This is a genomic window from Neotamlana sargassicola (assembly GCF_020523965.1).
GTDB classification, from domain to species: Bacteria; Bacteroidota; Bacteroidia; order Flavobacteriales; family Flavobacteriaceae; genus Neotamlana; species Neotamlana sargassicola.
In genome coordinates this window covers 106,803-124,732 of record NZ_JAJAPX010000002.1, presented here as the reverse complement: position 1 = coordinate 124,732, position 17,930 = coordinate 106,803, and the positions used below count along the sequence as shown (strand labels likewise).

Genomic DNA, 17,930 nt, shown 5'->3' with positions numbered 1-17,930 from the left:
AAAGTGAAAATAAATTATAGCTAAAGTTGCGTCATAACAAAACCATTTTATTGTAAGGTAACAAATATAAAAAACTAAAAATCTTTAAGATTAATTTTGTGTTATTTTTAAGAGAGGTGAATTTTTAAAAATCCGCAGTTTTTCCACTTCGCTAAAAATCTATTTAAAACAACATTCCAATTGATAAATTCACACCAAAAAACTATATTTGAAAAAAATCCTTACTAAACTAAACGAATTATTAAGAAAAATGAATTTTGAACTTACCGAAGAACATAAATTAATTCGCGATGCTGCTCGCGATTTTGCACAAACCGAGTTACTACCAGGAGTTATAGAACGAGACAACAAACAAGAGTTCCCAACCGAATTAGTAAAAAAAATGGGCAACCTAGGTTTTTTGGGCATCATGGTAGACCCAAAATATGGCGGAAGTGGTATGGACACCATTTCGTACGTATTAATTATGGAAGAATTATCTAAAATAGATGCTTCTGCTTCTGTAATTGTTTCGGTAAACAACTCGTTGGTTTGTTACGGGTTAGAAGCTTATGGCACCGAGGCACAAAAACAAAAATACTTAACCAAACTAGCTACAGGAGAGTTTGTTGGCGCCTTTTGTTTAAGCGAGCCAGAAGCTGGAAGCGATGCGACTTCGCAAAAAACAACCGCCATAGATCATGGTGACCATTACGTAATAAACGGCACTAAAAACTGGATTACAAATGGCGGAAGAGCCGATATTTATTTAGTTATTGCCCAAACCGATAAAGACAAAGGCCACAAAGGAATTAATGTGTTTATTGTTGAAAAAAGCATGGAAGGCTTCCATGTTGGTCCAAAAGAAGACAAGCTAGGAATTCGCGGAAGCGATACACACACACTACAGTTTAACGATGTAAAAGTCCCTAAAGAAAATAGGATTGGAGATGATGGTTTCGGATTTAAATTTGCCATGAAAACATTATCTGGAGGGCGCATTGGTATTGCGGCTCAAGCTTTAGGCATAGCTTCTGGGGCTTACGAATTAGCATTAAAATACAGCAAGGAACGTAAAGCTTTTGGCACCGAAATAAGCAATCATCAAGCCATTGCTTTTAAATTGGCCGATATGTATACCGATATTGAAGCCGCAAGAATGTTAGTTATGAAATCGGCTTTCGATAAAGACCAAGGTGAAAACTACGACACCTCGAGTGCCATGGCTAAATTATACGCCAGCAAAGTGGCTATGGAACATACAGTTGAAGCTGTGCAAATTCATGGTGGTAATGGTTTTGTAAAAGAATACCATGTAGAACGATTAATGCGCGATGCTAAAATCACCCAGATTTACGAAGGCACTAGCGAAATTCAAAAAATTGTAATCTCCAGAAGTTTATTACGAAATTAACTCAACTCATAAATACTTAAACAACAATAAAATAAAAAAGGTTCGATATAAAATCGAACCTTTTTTGTTAAGAATTTTTAAACATTACGACCTATTGTCATATACATTTTTATATTTAGTAAAAAATATTTCGAAAATGTCAAAAACTTATTACGACCCTGCAGATTTAAGAAAATTTGGAAAAATTACCGATTGGAGCGAGGAACTTGGCAACAAATTTTTCGAGTACTACGGAAAAGTATTCGAAGAAGGCGCTTTAACAGCTCGCGAAAAATCGCTTATCGCTTTAGCTGTTGCACATACCGAACAATGCCCGTATTGTATTGATGCTTACACAAAAGACGGTTTACAACGCGGGGTAACCAAAGAAGAAATGATGGAAGCCATACATGTTGGTGCTGCCATAAAAAGTGGCGCAACCCTTGTTCATGGTGTACAAATGATGAATAAGGTAAATAAGTTAGACGGATAAAATAAAACCGCCCCTAACGATTTATCGTAACTATTGTATTTAAAAACAAAAGATGTTAAAATCCTTAAAAAAACGAGAAAGCGACTTAGCAAAAAGCAACAGGCAGTTAGAAATTTTATCCAATGGCATTTTTAAAAGTGGTGAACTACCTACATTTAAAAAAAAGATTGCCGAAACCAATCAGTTTCCTTTAAAAGCAAAAAAACTAGAAATATTACAAATTAATGTTGGCTATATGTGCAACCAAGTTTGCGACCATTGCCACGTTGATGCTGGTCCAGACCGAAAGGAAATAATGACGCGCGAAACTATGCAGCAATGCCTAAACGTTATTAAAAATACAGGTGCGCATACTTTAGATTTAACAGGAGGTGCCCCAGAAATGAATCCTGATTTTAGATGGTTTGTAGAAGAAGCTGCCAAAGCCGGAATTAAAGATTTTATTGTGCGTTCTAACTTAACCATAATAAGAGCTAACAAAAAATATTACGATTTACCCGAGTTTTTTAAGAAGCATAATGTTCATGTTGTAAGTTCTATGCCGCACTGGACTCGTGGAAAAACCGACAAACAACGCGGTAATGGCGTTTTCGACAAATCTATTAAAGCATTGCAAGAACTTAATGCCGTAGGTTATGGTATGCCTGGTAGCGATTTACGATTAGATTTGGTTTACAATCCGTCGGGTGCATTTTTACCTGGCGACCAAGCTTCAATGGAAAAAGATTTTAAAAAGGCTTTAATGGAAGACTTTAGCATTCAATTTCATAACTTGTTTGCCATAACCAATTTACCAATAGCTCGATTTTTAGACTTTCTTATTGCTTCCGAAAATTACGAAGAATACATGTATCAACTCGTCGAAGCTTACAACCCTTCTGCTGTTGCAAATGTTATGTGCACTAATACTCTTTCCATAAGTTGGGATGGTTATTTGTACGATTGCGATTTTAATCAAATGTTAGCGTTGCCAGTAAATAGTAAAGTCAAACATATATCAGAATATAACGAAGAACTACTAGAAGGAAGAAATATTGTAATTTCGCAACACTGTTACGGTTGTACTGCTGGAGCAGGAAGCAGTTGCCAAGGAAGCGTAGCTTAATATAGATGAAACAAGGAACGGCCATATTAATTTTTACTAACTCTGCAAAAAAGATATTACACAATAAAGTGATAACTTCTGCGGAGTTTTTTAATATTATTGAGGCCAAAACACTTAAAACTGTACAAAAAACCGGGCTGCCATATTTTCATTTTCCAGAAAGTTTACAAAACGGTTTAAGTTTTGGAGAGCGCTTTTCGAATGCTATTGCTTCAGTTTTTGAAAAAGGCTTTCAAAATATTATCACCATTGGCAGCGATATTCCGCATATAAATACCAGAATTCTTAAAACAGCTTCAAGTCGTCTTCAAAATAAATCTTGTGTTTTAGGCCCCTCAACAGATGGTGGCTTTTATTTAATGAGTTTTAATAAAAACGATTTTAACAAAGAATCCTTTGCGGCTTTACCTTGGGAAACTAAAACACTAAAGCAAAATTTTATTGGTGATTTAACATCGAGAAATCTGGAGTTTTCACTTTTAGAGCCATTATCTGATATTGATTCTTCAGAAGATATTATACTTGCCTTAAAATCATCTAGACCATTACCAAAATCTTTAAAACGATTATTTTCTAAGCTCTTAACGCTTACAAAACATATCTTCTCACCAAACAAAATGCACCACAGTTTATTCGGTGTAAGCAAACTGTTTAACAAAGGTTCTCCTATTATTCTTTCCAACTAAACGATTTCTAAAACAATTAAAAACCACATAAATTCAAATTAAAAAAATAACAATAATCCACATTTGTGGAAACAACATATGAAGTACTTTTACACTTGCATTATTACGATGCTGTGTATTTTTGGCAATGCACAAATTACTGTTTCTGGCATAGTTACAGATGCCAACACTAAAGAACCAGTTCCGTTCGCGAATATTATAAGTTCTAGCGGAAAAGGAACAACAACTAATGATGATGGCACGTACAGCATCATCGTTTCTAACAAACAAGACCAACTTATTTTTTCGTTTTTAGGATATAAAACTGAAACGGTTATTGTTGGCGAACAAACAACAATTAATATATCTTTTTTAGAAGATTCTTCGGCTCTCGACGAAGTTGTTGTTACTGCTTTAGGTTTAGAGCGCGACACCAAAGAATTAGGTTACGCTGTACAAGCCATAAGTTCTAAAAAACTAACCACAGTAAAAACGGTAAATTTTCTTGATAATTTACAAGGTAAACTTGCTGGCGTAACCGTTACTCAAGGGGCAACCGGCGTGGGTTCGTCGTCTAAAATTACTATACGAGGCGAGGCATCGTTTTCAAACAACAATCCGCTTTTTGTGGTCGATGGCGTCCCTATTAATAACGAAACTGTTTTTAACTTTACTAACGAAGCTGCCGCTGGTTTTCAAGAAATTGACTTTGGAAATGGCGCCATGGAGGTAAATCCAGACGATATTTCATCGGTTACCGTATTAAAAGGACCAAGTGCTGCGGCGCTTTATGGCACAAGAGCATCAAATGGTGTCATTGTTATTGAAACCAAAAACGGAAGCAATGCTAAAGGACTTGGCATTAGCTACAACACGTCCATTTTTGTTGACACCGCTTTTAAACTACCCGATTTTCAAAATAGTTACGGACAAGGAAACTCTGGACAATTTGAATATGTTGATGGTCTTGGTGGTGGTATTAACGACAACATTACCTATTCTTGGGGACCACGTTTAGACAGCGGCTTGCTTATTCCGCAATTCGATAGTCCTGTGCAACTTGCAAACGGCTCGGTTGTGCGTGGTGGCGATACCGCATTATATTCTGGTTTAGATATTACAGCAACACCCTTTGTTTCTAACCCCGATAATTTAAAAGATTTTTATCAAACAGGAATTACAACTATAAATAATCTATCTATTGCTAATGGATTCGAAACAGGCAATTACAGACTGTCTTTCACCGATTTAAGAAGTGAAGCTATTATTCCTGGTGTTAATTTAGATAGACAAACTATTAACACAAAGCTCAACTTTAAACCAACCGAAAAAACCGAGGTTAACGCCGCAATAAGTTATATTAATTCTAGTAGCGACAACAGACCATCGAATGGCTATGGTAGCGAAAATGCCAATTACTCTTTAGTGGCTTGGGGACCACGATCGTTAAATATTAACAACCTTAAAAATTACTGGCAACCGGGGCTGGAAGATGTTCAACAATATTCGTTTAACTATACATTTTTCGATAATCCGTATTTTATCCTTAACGAAAACACCAACGCTTTTAATCGCGATAGAGTTTTTGGTAACCTAGCTTTAAAACAAAATATCACACCAAAATTAAGCCTCACCGTTCGTTCTGGTTTAGATTATAGCAGTGAAACCAGAACATTACGTCGTGCCTATAGTAGTAATCGTTTTCAAAATGGTGCTTATGCCGAACACGATGTCATGTTTAGGGAAGTAAACACCGATTTTTTACTCAACTATAAAAATAATTTTAGTGATGTTTCGGTCGATGTTTATTTTGGTGGTAATCGTTTAAATCAAACCGCATCTAACAAACAATCGCAAACGGTAAGTTTAGCACAACCCGGAATTTTCAACTTAAATAACGCAGCTTCACCTATTGAGGTCTTTCAATTTAAAAGCGAAAAACGAATAAACTCGCTTTACGGAATTGCAAAATTAGGATATAAAGATTTTCTATTTTTAGATATTACAGCACGAAACGATTGGTCGAGTGCATTGGCAACACCATTTTCGGCCGATAATAGCTCCTTTTTCTATCCTTCTATTTCCTCAGGTTTAATTTTATCGAATATTTTTGAGTTTCCAGAAGCTATTTCTTTCGCTAAATTTAGAGCCAGTATTGCTCAAGTTGGTAACGACACTAGCGCATACCAAACCTCTAGTGCCTTTGTATCGCAAACCCCTTTCGATAGTCAACCAACATTTAGCAACCAAGATTTTATTGCAAATTCTAACTTAAAACCGGAACAAATTACGTCGTACGAATTAGGTACCGATTTACGATTTTTAAATAATAAGTTACGATTCGATTTTACCTATTACAATGCCACAACTACCGACCAGATTATTTCATTACCTATTGCTATCTCGTCTGGTTACAATCAGCAAGTGGTTAACGGCGGAAAAGTAAACACACAAGGTGTTGAAATTATTCTGGGCTTCTCACCCATTCAAAACGATAATTTTAGTTGGAATAGCACTCTAAATTTTGCATCGAACCGATCTGTAATTCAAGATTTACCGCAAGCGGATGGTAGACTAACCCTAGCATACAGTAGAATTTACGACAGTGCAAACCAAACCGTTTGGTTTCAAGTTGAAGAAGGCGGACGTATTGGCGATTTTTACGGCACAGGCTACCAACGTAACGACGATGGCGATTTTGTTCTAGACGATAACGGTAATTACATTGCCGATAACAACCTAAAGAAATTAGGCAACTATAATCCTGATTTCACACTTGGTTGGAATAACAATTTCACCTATAAAAATTGGAACCTTAATTTTCTATTCGATTGGAGACAAGGTGGCGAAATAGTATCGCGAACAAGCGCTCTTGGTAATGTTGGCGGTCAACTTGCCGAAACCAGCTACAGGCCAACAGAAGGCATTATAGCAGAAGGTGTAAATATAAACACTGGCGAACCAAATACAGTTGCTATTACCGCCGAAAGTTATTACCGCCAGTTTTACGATCGTAACCATGAAGAAAACAATGTTTACGACGCTTCATTTTTAAAATTGAGGCAATTTGCCGTTGGTTATACGTTTAACTTAAACAATGGCTTTTTTGGGCTAAAAGATGGTATGGATATAAAACTAAGCTTAGTGGGCAACAACCTTTTTGCAATAACCGAAAACCCACATTTCGATCCCGAGCAACTTGCTGTACAAGGTAACGGCTTTGTAAATGGTGTAGAAGATATGAGTTATGCAACTACAAGAAGTATTGGTTTTAAAGCCGGATTTAACTTTTAAATTATCAACAATGAAAATTTTACAATATATATTTTCCGTGTTTTGTGTTTTGGTAATTACCAGTTGCACTAAAAACTTTGAGGAAATTAACACCAACCCAAACGCCCCAAGCACAGTTCAACCAAGTTTACTATTACGACAAGTAATTTACAACTTTGGTGAAAACATGAGCTACGAAGGTTTTGTAGCCGGAGATTTGTTAGCACAACACAGAACGGCTTTAGATTTTAATCTTTTTGATCGCCACGATTTAAAATCACCTCAACTAGGTGGTAATCCATGGCCTGTGTTTTACACTAATTTAAGAGATAACGAAATTATTTTAAACCAATCGAGAGCCATAGAAACCTATGCAGTTTACGAAGGTCCTGCACTTATATTAAAAGCTTATATGGCCGCAGGATTAACCGATTTATTTGGCGATGTGCCCTATTTTGAAGCTTTTAATGGCGTTGAAGGCACTGTAACCCCAGCCTACGATACGCAAGAAGCAATCTACCTAAACGAAAACGGCATCTTAGATAATTTAAACAAAGGCATTGCTGCTATTGAAGCTTACAGCGATGTTATTCCACTGGAAGGCGATATTTTGTTTAACGGCAATCTTCAATCTTGGATAAAGTTTGCAAATGCCCTAAAAATAAAACACCTGGTTCGTATTTCCGGAAAAACAGATGTTTCAGCAGAATTACAAACGATTTTTGATGAAGCTAATTACATCATTACAAACGCCGAAAATGCTATTTTCAACTTTACAAACACCGATCCAAATAGCTTTAGGTTGGCACAACTTAGAGTTGGTGATTTTAATAATTTTGTATTATCTGAAACCATGGAAGACATTTTAAACAACCTTAACGACCCTAGATTAAGCAGTTTATTTAGACCTTTTTCGAATTCAGATTCCAATGCTTTCAACGGACTTTTAAACGGTATTGATGCTTCTTCAACCTCTATTGCTTTAGCCGATTACTCCTTAGCAAGCACCGCTTTTAGAGAAGACACCTCAACACTTGATGCTAATTTTATTACTGCATGGGAAGTACACTTTGCTTTAGCCGAGGCTGCCGAAAAAGAACTCATTTCTGCAGATGCTCAAACGCTTTACGAAACTGGTGTTGCTTTAGCTTTTGAATACTGGAACACCGAATTACCGGCAACTTACCTTACCGGAACCGCAGCTTACAATGCCATTGATTCTAGTCCATTAGAACAAATTATTACTCAAAAATGGATAGCAAATGTAATTAACGGTTACGAAGGTTGGATAGAATATAGACGCACAGGTTTCCCAGAATTAAAAACTATTTCTGCAAGTTTAAACAACAACCTTATTCCGGTAAGAATGCCGTATCCTGCTGAAGAAGAAGCTTTAAATTCTGAAAATTATGCAGAAGCCGCATCTGCAACTAACGACAATAGTATTAATGTGCCAGTTTGGTGGAATAATTAAAAATATATGAGTGTAATTAATTGGCAATGGCTACTGGTAATTTCATCTAGTCTTATTTTCTTTTTTTTATCGCCTTTAGCAAAAACTACAGATGAATTTTTTAAGGCAACACATAAAAACAAAGCCCCAAACACCTTAATGTTAACGGGCAGCCTTATTATTTCCTGGATTTTTGCAAAAAGTATAACCATTGCAGCCAACCTTGGACTAAGTTACGGTTTAGTTGGTGGCGTTGCGTATGCTGGATACTACCTGTCTTTTGCAGTTGCTGGAGTGGTGCTTTATAAAATTAGAGTCGATGGTAAATACGAAAGCATCCATCATTTTTTAACATCTAAATTTGGCAAAAGTGCCATGACTATTTTTTCGCTTTTAATAGCCTTTAGGTTGTTTAATGAAGTTTGGAGTAATACCATGGTTATTGGAAGTTATTTTGGCGAAACAGGAAGCTCCAATTATTATTGGGCCATAGTTATTTTTACCTTTTTAACTTTATCGTACGCTGTAAAGGGCGGATTAAGCAGTTCTATTTTTACCGATGTCATTCAAATGGTGTTATTTAGCATTTTACTCTGCGTTATTCTTTGGAATATTTTTTCGGTGGAAGACTTTAACGTTTCCAATGTAGTACAATCTGGCACTTGGAGTTTCGACTTAGGACTAAATTTACTTTTTGCAGCTATAATTCAGTCGTTTAGCTATCCGTTTCATGATCCAGTCTTAACCGATCGTGCATTTATAAGCTCCCCAAAAGTGACTCGAAAAAGTTTTTTATGGGCCAGTGTGTTAGGCGCATTATGTATTATTTTGTTTAGCATAATAGGTGTTTTTGCGCAGCAACAAGGTTTAAGCGGGCAAGCTGCAGTGCAGGTTGGGAAATTTTTTGGAGTATTAGTATTACTCGTTATTAATTTTATAATGATTACCTCGGCCGCATCAACCTTAGACTCTACATTCTCATCCTTTTCTAAACTCTTGGTTTTAGATTTGGGTGCAAAAAACAGCTTAACCTTTGGTCGAGCGGTAATGATTGCCGTTGCCATACTAGGTACCTTACCCGTTTTTTTAGATGCCGAAATTTTATCGGCTACAACCATTTCTGGAACCATGGTTATTGGCTTAACTCCTGTTTTTATTTTTTGGAAGAAAAGCGTGCCGAAAATTAGTTTCTTTTTAAGTGTAATTACGGGTGTTATTTTTGGTTTCTTGTTAGTTTTTAAAAGTTTTCCGACTAGTTTAATCTTTACAACAGGAAAATATGCCGATTTGCTTTGGGTAAATGTTTGGGGTATTTCTTGTTGTATTATTTTATACTTAATACCATCATGGATAAAAAAATAAAAGACTTAGGAACCTTAACAGGTAAGCTTTTAATTTTTGGTGGTGTTTACAGTAACCTTCAAGCTTTAGAGGCTTTAATTGATGTTGCAAAACAGGAAGGAATTCCGCCAGAAAACTGTATTTGCACTGGCGATATTGTTGGTTATTGTGCCCAACCCGAAGAAACTATTCAAACATTTAAAAATTGGAAAGCACAGAGTATTTTAGGTAACATTGAAGTACAATTAATAAATAATGAAGACGATTGCGGTTGCGATTTTAAGTCTGGTTCGCGATGCGATAGCTTTTCACAGCAATGGTATCCTTATGCTAAAAGTCGAGTTTCAAACTCTGCTTTAAACTATTTAGCAACGCTTCCCGATCATATTCAATTTAACTACAATGACTCTACTTTTTTTGTGGTTCATGGTTCGTTTTCAAATATTTCAGAATACATTTTTAAATCAACACCTTGGCAAATAAAACAAGAGGTTTTTAAAGCTACAAAAAGCGCCAACATTATTGCAGGCCATTCTGGATTACCTTTTTTAGATAAAAAAGCCAATAAACATTGGATAAATCCAGGCGTAATTGGTATGCCTGCCAACGATGGAAACACCGAAGTTTGGTATGCTATTTTAGATGATAGTGTAAAACCATTTCATATAAATTTCCGTAAGTTAGCATACAACCATAATTTTACAAATAAGTTAATGCTTAATGGTATTCTTCCTGAATCTTATGCAAAAACCATAGCAAACGGTATTTGGGATAACATGGAAATTTTACCAGAAATGGAACAACAATTACAAGGAAAACCAATTGTATTGTAAGGATAAAAAAAATCATTCAACTAACAGAATATGAGAATTTATGTAACATTATCCCTTCTTTTTTTTACCATGTACAGTTTTAGTCAAAAAAAACTAAAAGCGTTACTAAAAAAAGAAAACACGAATAGTATTCCGTACATATCGGTCGATTCATTAAAATCGGAAACCGCAAGCTTTATACTGCTAGACTCTAGAGAACCTAAGGAATTTAAAACAAGCCATATAAAAAATGCCATTTGCGTAGGTTACGACTTTTTTAATGTAGATTCAATTTCGGGAAACCTTCCAAATAAAGATGCTAAAATAATTGTGTATTGTTCTATTGGTATTCGATCGGAAGATATTGGCGAAAAGCTAAAAAAAGCTGGCTATACCAACGTTCATAATTTATATGGCGGTATTTTTGAATGGAAAAACAAAGGAAATCCAGTTTACGACTCGAATGAAAAAGAAACCGACAATATTCATACATTCTCAAAACCATGGAGTAAATGGTTAACAAAAGGCAATAAAATTTATGACTAATACCCTTTTAATAGTATTTGTTAAAAACAAAACATTAGGCACTGTAAAAACCAGACTCGCTAGAACTATTGGCGATTATGGCGCTTTTGAGGTATATACCGAGCTTTTAAAAATTACCGAAAAAGTTGCCAATAAGGTTCCTTATAACAAGCGCATATATTTTTCTAACAGGGTTGAAGAAAACACTTGGGGAAATCATATTAAAACCATTCAAAATGGTGAGGATTTAGGCGAACGCATGCTTAATGCTTTTACAGATGGTTTTAACGCGGGTTACGAAAACATTGTATTAATTGGGTCGGATTTACCAGATATTAGCGAAACCGAAATTAATGAAGCCTTTGAAGCCCTAAAAACTAACGATGCAGTTTTTGGACCTGCTGAAGACGGTGGTTATTATCTCGTTGGCTTATCAAAACTTATTCCTGAAGTATTTAGTAATAAACCTTGGAGTCAGCCATCACTTTTAAACGAAACACTAAAAACTTTAACCCAAAACAATAATACGTTTAGCACATTAAAAACATTAAACGACATTGATACTTACGACGATTTAATCGCCTCTAAATTTTACAAAAACAACAAAACATTACAGGAAAAAATACAGCAATTAAATGATTAAATTTATTGAAGAAACAGTTGATTACTTAAAAGAAAAAGGATTCGACACCCCAGAAATTGGGATAATTTTAGGCACTGGTTTAGGGCAATTAATTAATGAAATAGAAATTATTGCACAAGTTAGCTATAACCATATTCCTAACTTTCCAACAGCTACGGTTGAGTTTCATAAAGGCAAACTAATTTATGGCACCATTGAAGGTAAAAAGGTTGTTGTTATGCAAGGCCGTTTTCATATTTACGAAGGTTACACCTTGCAAGATGTTACTTTCCCGGTAAGAATAATGGAAAAATTAGGTATTAAAGCACTTTTAGTTTCAAATGCGGCTGGAGCAATCAATTTAAACTTTAAAAAGGGAGAATTAATGCTTATTGACGATCATATAAATCTTCAAGGTAGTTCGCCTTTAGCTTTTAAAGGTGTTTCGGAACTTGGTGAACGATTTACAGATATGAGCGCTCCTTACGATGCCGAGATTAATTCTAAATTTAAAAACATTGCTTTAAAACATAACATAACACTTCATAAAGGTGTTTATGCTAGTGTGGTTGGCCCACAATTAGAAACCCGTGCCGAATACCGCATGCTAAAAATTATTGGTGCCGATGCCGTTGGTATGAGTACCGTACCCGAAATTATTGTAGCAAACCATTTAAACTTAAAAGTAGCTGCTATTTCAGTTTTAACCGACGAATGTGATCCAGACAACCTAGAGCCGGTAAACATCGATGATATAATTGCACACGCTACCAAGGCAGAACCTAACATGATTTTGTTATTTAAAGAATTATTAAAAAGCATTTAATTCATTTTAAACAGCCTTAGTAAGCAACAGCAATACGCTTATAACGTCAGGTATATTGAGTCGTCTCCGGTTTTTTAAAGTTTTAAAACCAATTATTGGTATTGTACTAAGCTAATTTTAAAGTTAATATGAATAGTAAACGTATTTTAACCATAATTGTGTTCGCTCAATTTTGCTGTACATCGTTATGGTTTGCCAGTAATGCGGTTATTAACCCAATAATTGAGTCGTTTGGTTTACCCGTTAACGCTTTAAGTATTTTAACTTCGGCTATACAATTAGGTTTTATAACAGGCACACTTTTGTTTGCCATTTTTAATGTTGCGGATAGGTTTTCGCCGTCGAAAGTATTTTTTGTTTGTGCTTTTCTTGCTGCTATTTTAAACTTGGGTATTACTTTACCTCAAAACACTTTGTTTAATTTAATTGGCTTACGATTTAGCATAGGTATTTTACTAGCTGGAATTTATCCTATTGGTATGAAAATAGCCTCAGATTATTTTGAAGCAGGCTTAGGTAAATCGTTAAGCTTTTTAGTTGGCGCCCTAGTTTTAGGAACCGCATTTCCACATATAATAAGCAATACAATTAACGCAACGCTTTGGAAACAAGTTATAATTTACACGTCGCTGTTAGCCACTTTAGGCGGAACTTTAATGTTATTTTTAGTTCCCGATGGCCCTTACAGAATTGCTAGTTCTTCAGTAAAACTATCGCTGTTTACAACTATTTTTAAGTCGACAAAATTTAAACAAACGGCTTTTGGTTATTTTGGCCACATGTGGGAACTCTATACTTTTTGGGCTTTTGTTCCCGTAATATTAAGCTACTACTCCAATTCGCAAAATATTCCAATAAATGTTTCATTATGGTCGTTTATAATTATAGCTTCTGGCAGTTTAGCCTGTGTTTTTGGCGGTTATATCTCAGAGAGAACATCAACTAAATCTACTACGTTAGTTGCTTTAGCTTTATCGGGCTTTTGCTGTTTAATTTCGCCAATAATACTATCAACCTCCTCTGTTTTATTTGTCATGGTATTTTTAATTTTTTGGGGCATGGTGGTCATTATCGATTCCCCGTTATTATCTACCATGGTTGCCCAAAATGCATCGGCAAAAACTAGAGGAACAGCTTTAACTATTGTAAACTGCATAGGTTATAGTTTAACCATTTTAAGCATACAGCTACTGGCCTTATTATCGCAACACATTAGCATAAAGTACATTTTCGTAATATTATCTATAGGTCCTATTATAGGCGTAATATCTCTTTTAAAAATAAAAAATTAAACCATGGAAAGGTATTTCGACATTATTAAAAAATCGTATTCCGGCTACTGGAACTATCTTAAAAACGAATTAGTTAACATAAACCATTGGGATAATTATTTTTATGGCCTAATTGCTATTTCACTTGTGGTTTGGGGTTTAGAAATTATATTTCCTTGGCGTAAAAACCAATCTGTTTTTCGTAAAGATTTCTGGTTAGATACGTTTTATATGTTCTTTAATTTTTTTCTATTAAATCTTATTATTCTCATAGCTTTATCGAATACCGCAGCTCATTTTTTTAATGATATTTTAAGTGTAGTTAATTTATCGATTTCAAGCTTTCAGCTTTTCGATGTCGACCAATTACCCAAAGCTTTAGGTCTATTTATTTTCTTTATTGTTTCAGATTTTGTGCAATGGAACACCCATAGATTATTACACCGGTTTCAGTTTTTATGGAATTTTCATAAAGTGCATCACAGTGTAAAAGAAATGGGTTTTGCCGCTCACCTACGCTACCACTGGATGGAACCTGTGGTTTATAAATCGATACTTTACATACCTCTAGCTATTATTGGTGGTTTTGATGCTCAAGATGTTGCCATTGTTCACTTTTTTAATATTACCATTGGGCATTTAAACCATGCTAACTTAGGATGGGATTACGGTGTTTTAAAGTATGTTTTTAACAATCCTAAAATGCATATTTGGCATCATGTAAAACACTTACCAAAACATGTAAGGTATGGTGTTAATTACGGACTAACCTTAAGCCTTTGGGACTATATTTTTAAAACCAATTACATTCCGCATAACGGCAGAGATATTGAATTAGGATTTGAAGGCGACGAAAATTTTCCAAAAGATTTTTTACACCAAGAAATATATCCTCTAAAAAAATGAAACAATTTACTATTATTTGTATTGGCCTTATATTTATAACATGTTCTGGAACTAAAAGCACTTCCGAATCATCAAAAAAAACGATAACCACCGTTATTGATAAAACACCCGAAACTGTAATAGATTCAACACTTACAAATAAACCAACAATAATAGTAGACTCGGTTAAAACAGCCGAAAACAACACAAAACAAACACCTTCAACACCAACCCAAAGCAATCCGCCGTCAAACCTTCATAGCGCTTGGGATACATTATTACAAAAACACGTTACGCTTGCTGGAAATGTTAATTATGACGGATTTAAAACAGACAAAAAACTATTAAATAATTACATAAAAAGTTTACAAGCCATTTATGCTACCAATGAGTTCTCTAATTTTTCTAAAAACCAAAAATTAGCCTTTTGGATTAATGCGTATAATGCTTTTACAATTGATTTAATCCTTAGAAACTATCCCGTAAAAAGTATTAAAGACATAAAAAATCCGTGGGATGAACGCCTTTGGAAATTAGGAGAAAAATGGTATAACTTAAATGATATCGAGCACAATATTTTAAGAAAAATGGACGAACCACGCATACATTTTGCCATAGTTTGCGCATCAATATCTTGCCCTAAATTACAAAACCAAGCTTTTAATGCTTCTAATTTAGGGTCGCAATTAACAAGTGCAACAAAACAATTTTTAACCGATATCTCTAAAAACCAAATTTCGGCAAACACCTTAAAACTATCGAAAATATTTAAATGGTTTTCTAAAGATTTTAAAACCAACGATTCTGATTTAATCGATTTTTTAAACAAGTATTCCCAGGTAAAAATAGCTCCGAATGCATCAAAAAGCTACTTAGATTACAACTGGAATTTAAACGAGTAAAACCAATACTATAAAAACATCGTAGATTAAGTATGATTAGTATTATTATTCCAGTTTTAAACGAAGTAAATAACATAACGGTTTTACTTCAGCATTTATTAAAAAATTCGACAGCTAAAAATGTTTCCGAAATTTTAATTGTTGATGGTGGCAGTACCGATGGCACTATAGCTAGTGTTAACCGCTTTATTAATTTTATAGGAAATAGCGACCAAGCGGCACGCCCTGAAATTAAAATATTAAATTCGAAAAAAGGACGTGCCAAACAAATGAATTTTGGTGCTAAAAACGCCAAAGGCAAGGTGCTTTATTTTTTACATGCCGATTCCTTTCCACCAGAACATTTCGATGTATTTATTTTAAACGAAATACAAAAAGGAAACCAAGCCGGCTGTTTTAGAATGCAATTTGATAGTGACCATTGGTGGCTAACACTAGCTGGTTGGTTTACCCAATTTTCATGGCGCGCTTGCCGAGGCGGCGACCAAAGCCAATTTATTACAAAAACACTGTTTAACGCTATTGGTGGCTACGATGAAAGTTATATTATTTACGAAGACAATATGCTTATAAACGAATTATACGAGCGCAAAAGCTTTGTTGTAATTAATAAAAAACTTACCACCTCATCGCGACTTTATAAAAAAGTGGGGGTTTTTAAATTGCAATATCATTTCTTACAAATTTATATAAAACGCTATTTAGGCGCATCGGCAGAAGAGCTTCATAAATACTACAAAAAATCTATTGCTTAAATAAAATGTGTTAAAAATTAACCAAACTGCATGTAACAAAATGTTAATTTTTAAGTCTTTTTTCATGTAATACTATATCTTCATAGCTAAATTGAAAAACATGAAACAAGCTTACTTACTTATTCTCGTATTTTCTTTATCCATTACTTCTGTTGTTGCTCAACAACATTCCATAAACGCCCGACTTATCGATTCGGTAAGCCAAAAACCCATTCCGTTTGCAAACATTACACTTGGTAAAAAATTAGGCGTAATAAGTAATGCCGATGGTGTTTTTCAAATTCATTTTAAAAAAAATCCATCCCCACAAGACTCGCTAACAATAAGCTGTTTAGGCTATGAAAACAAAACCATTCCTGTTTTAAAATTTAAGGATAGCCTTTTACTTTTAAGCCCGAGCTCTATAGAGTTAGATGAAGTTTTAGTTTCAAATAAACATTACACCGCAGAGGAAATTATTGAAAAGGTGCATGAAAATTTAGAACAAAATTACAGCGCCCCGTTTAATAAAAGCAGGTTGTTTTATCGGGTTTCCTATTTTAATAAAATGCTGAAAAAACACGTTGATGTAAAAAAAACGACAATTCCAGAACTCAATCAAAAATTTGCTGATAGCATATTAAACATTTTACCCAATACAAATGCCGATTACACAGAAATTTTAGGTGATTTTTACACGGCCAAAAGCGATGTTATCGATGATGCTAAACTAGACATTATTAAAGCCTCGCATTTGTACGACAAAAACAACGAAGTTTCTTTTGAAGGTGTTGAAAAAAGACTCAATACTATTTTACAAAAGCGTGTAAAACGCGACTCATATTTTAAGGTGAAATCTGGATTATTTGGTACCAAAACAGAAGTTGACACTACCATTTTTAATGACAAACCAACAAAAGAAGAAAAACAAACAGATGAATTTCTGCAAGCTCAAAAAAAGAAAGAAGAAGCCCGAAAAAAGCAATTTTTATCTTACAGAAAAAGTGATTTAATCGATTTACAGGAATCTAGTTTTATTTTTGAAGATTCCGACTTAAATTTTATTTATAAACCTAATAAATATGAATTTGAAATAGTAGATCATTTATTTTTAAACGAAGCCTTTGTTTATAAAATAACCTTTAAACCAAAAAGAGGTGCCGATTACAAAGGCGTTTTATACATAAACACCGATGACTTTGCTGTTATTAGAGCCGATTACCAAAACGTAAAGCAATTAAAAAGCTTTAATCTTTTAGGTATTTCGTATGAAAAAAACCTATTAAAAGGCGTTTTTATTTACGAACAAGATGATGCTAAAAGCTATAAATTAAAATATGCCGAATCGGTTGAAGGCACCGACTTTGGTATAAAACGCCCATTAAAAATTATTGAAAAAAACAAGCACACTAGAGGTCGTAGAAAACAAAACGAAATATCTACAGATATTCATTTTATAATGTCTAACAGTGAAAAACGAGAGCTTGTAGTTTTCGAAAACAGCATTTTAACCGAGTCTAGTTTTAATAATTTTGCGGAAAAACCAGATGTTAAACCAACTTATTTACCAGATTACGATCCTACTTTTTGGGAAGGCTACAATGTTATTGAACCTAACGAAGCTATTAAATCGTTTAAAAGCATAGATTAA

The 17,930-nt window shown here is 34.5% G+C and carries 16 protein-coding genes; all 16 read left to right on the top strand.

Going from position 1 to position 17,930, the window contains the following annotated elements:
• The first annotated feature begins 250 nt into the window (after positions 1 to 250).
• The 16 genes from LG651_RS05335 (at position 251) to LG651_RS05260 (ending at position 17,930) form a co-directional block, all read left to right on the top strand.
• On the top strand, positions 251 to 1,393 hold the full coding sequence (locus tag LG651_RS05335; RefSeq protein WP_226695600.1) for an acyl-CoA dehydrogenase: 1,143 nt from the start codon (positions 251 to 253) through the stop codon (positions 1,391 to 1,393).
• Positions 1,394 to 1,529: 136 nt separating this feature from the next.
• Positions 1,530 to 1,865 (top strand): arsenosugar biosynthesis-associated peroxidase-like protein, encoded by a 336-nt coding sequence (locus LG651_RS05330; protein WP_044631025.1) that lies wholly within the window; start codon positions 1,530 to 1,532, stop codon positions 1,863 to 1,865.
• 52 nt (positions 1,866 to 1,917) lie between these two features.
• The gene (gene arsS / locus LG651_RS05325; RefSeq protein ID WP_226695120.1) at positions 1,918 to 2,970 is read left to right on the top strand and encodes an arsenosugar biosynthesis radical SAM (seleno)protein ArsS; all 1,053 of its coding nucleotides are present in this window, start codon (positions 1,918 to 1,920) and stop codon (positions 2,968 to 2,970) included.
• 5 nt (positions 2,971 to 2,975) lie between these two features.
• Positions 2,976 to 3,656 carry a DUF2064 domain-containing protein gene (locus LG651_RS05320; protein WP_226695119.1) on the top strand — a complete coding sequence of 227 codons (681 nt, stop codon included), beginning with the start codon at positions 2,976 to 2,978 and terminating at the stop codon, positions 3,654 to 3,656.
• Positions 3,657 to 3,734: 78 nt separating this feature from the next.
• Positions 3,735 to 6,929 carry a SusC/RagA family TonB-linked outer membrane protein gene (locus LG651_RS05315; protein WP_226695118.1) on the top strand — a complete coding sequence of 1,065 codons (3,195 nt, stop codon included), beginning with the start codon at positions 3,735 to 3,737 and terminating at the stop codon, positions 6,927 to 6,929.
• 10 nt (positions 6,930 to 6,939) lie between these two features.
• The gene (locus LG651_RS05310) at positions 6,940 to 8,382 is read left to right on the top strand and encodes a SusD/RagB family nutrient-binding outer membrane lipoprotein (protein WP_226695117.1); all 1,443 of its coding nucleotides are present in this window, start codon (positions 6,940 to 6,942) and stop codon (positions 8,380 to 8,382) included.
• 6 nt (positions 8,383 to 8,388) lie between these two features.
• Positions 8,389 to 9,723 (top strand): sodium:solute symporter family transporter, encoded by a 1,335-nt coding sequence (locus LG651_RS05305; RefSeq protein ID WP_226695116.1) that lies wholly within the window; start codon positions 8,389 to 8,391, stop codon positions 9,721 to 9,723.
• The gene (locus LG651_RS05300) at positions 9,708 to 10,535 is read left to right on the top strand and encodes a metallophosphoesterase family protein (protein ID WP_226695115.1); all 828 of its coding nucleotides are present in this window, start codon (positions 9,708 to 9,710) and stop codon (positions 10,533 to 10,535) included. The genes LG651_RS05305 and LG651_RS05300 overlap by 16 nt, the downstream gene beginning before the upstream one ends.
• Before the next feature lie 30 nt (positions 10,536 to 10,565).
• Positions 10,566 to 11,060, top strand: a complete 495-nt coding sequence (locus tag LG651_RS05295; protein ID WP_226695114.1) for a rhodanese-like domain-containing protein — start codon at positions 10,566 to 10,568, stop codon at positions 11,058 to 11,060.
• Complete coding sequence (locus LG651_RS05290) at positions 11,053 to 11,682, top strand: TIGR04282 family arsenosugar biosynthesis glycosyltransferase (RefSeq protein ID WP_226695113.1); 630 nt, start codon at positions 11,053 to 11,055, stop codon at positions 11,680 to 11,682. Before LG651_RS05295 ends, LG651_RS05290 begins: the two co-directional genes overlap by 8 nt.
• Entirely contained in the window at positions 11,675 to 12,487 is an 813-nt protein-coding gene (locus LG651_RS05285; protein WP_226695112.1) for a purine-nucleoside phosphorylase, read from the top strand. Before LG651_RS05290 ends, LG651_RS05285 begins: the two co-directional genes overlap by 8 nt.
• 128 nt (positions 12,488 to 12,615) lie before the next feature.
• Positions 12,616 to 13,779, top strand: a complete 1,164-nt coding sequence (locus LG651_RS05280; protein ID WP_226695111.1) for an MFS transporter — start codon at positions 12,616 to 12,618, stop codon at positions 13,777 to 13,779.
• A gap of 3 nt (positions 13,780 to 13,782) precedes the next feature.
• Positions 13,783 to 14,664: a sterol desaturase family protein gene (locus tag LG651_RS05275; RefSeq protein WP_226695110.1), complete on the top strand. Its 882-nt coding sequence runs from the start codon at positions 13,783 to 13,785 to the stop codon at positions 14,662 to 14,664.
• A complete protein-coding gene (locus LG651_RS05270; protein WP_226695109.1) occupies positions 14,661 to 15,545 on the top strand; it encodes a DUF547 domain-containing protein in 885 nt (294 codons plus the stop codon). The genes LG651_RS05275 and LG651_RS05270 overlap by 4 nt, the downstream gene beginning before the upstream one ends.
• A gap of 32 nt (positions 15,546 to 15,577) precedes the next feature.
• Entirely contained in the window at positions 15,578 to 16,300 is a 723-nt protein-coding gene (locus LG651_RS05265) for a TIGR04283 family arsenosugar biosynthesis glycosyltransferase (RefSeq protein ID WP_226695108.1), read from the top strand.
• A 100-nt stretch (positions 16,301 to 16,400) separates the two neighbouring features.
• Positions 16,401 to 17,930 carry a carboxypeptidase-like regulatory domain-containing protein gene (locus LG651_RS05260; RefSeq protein ID WP_226695107.1) on the top strand — a complete coding sequence of 510 codons (1,530 nt, stop codon included), beginning with the start codon at positions 16,401 to 16,403 and terminating at the stop codon, positions 17,928 to 17,930.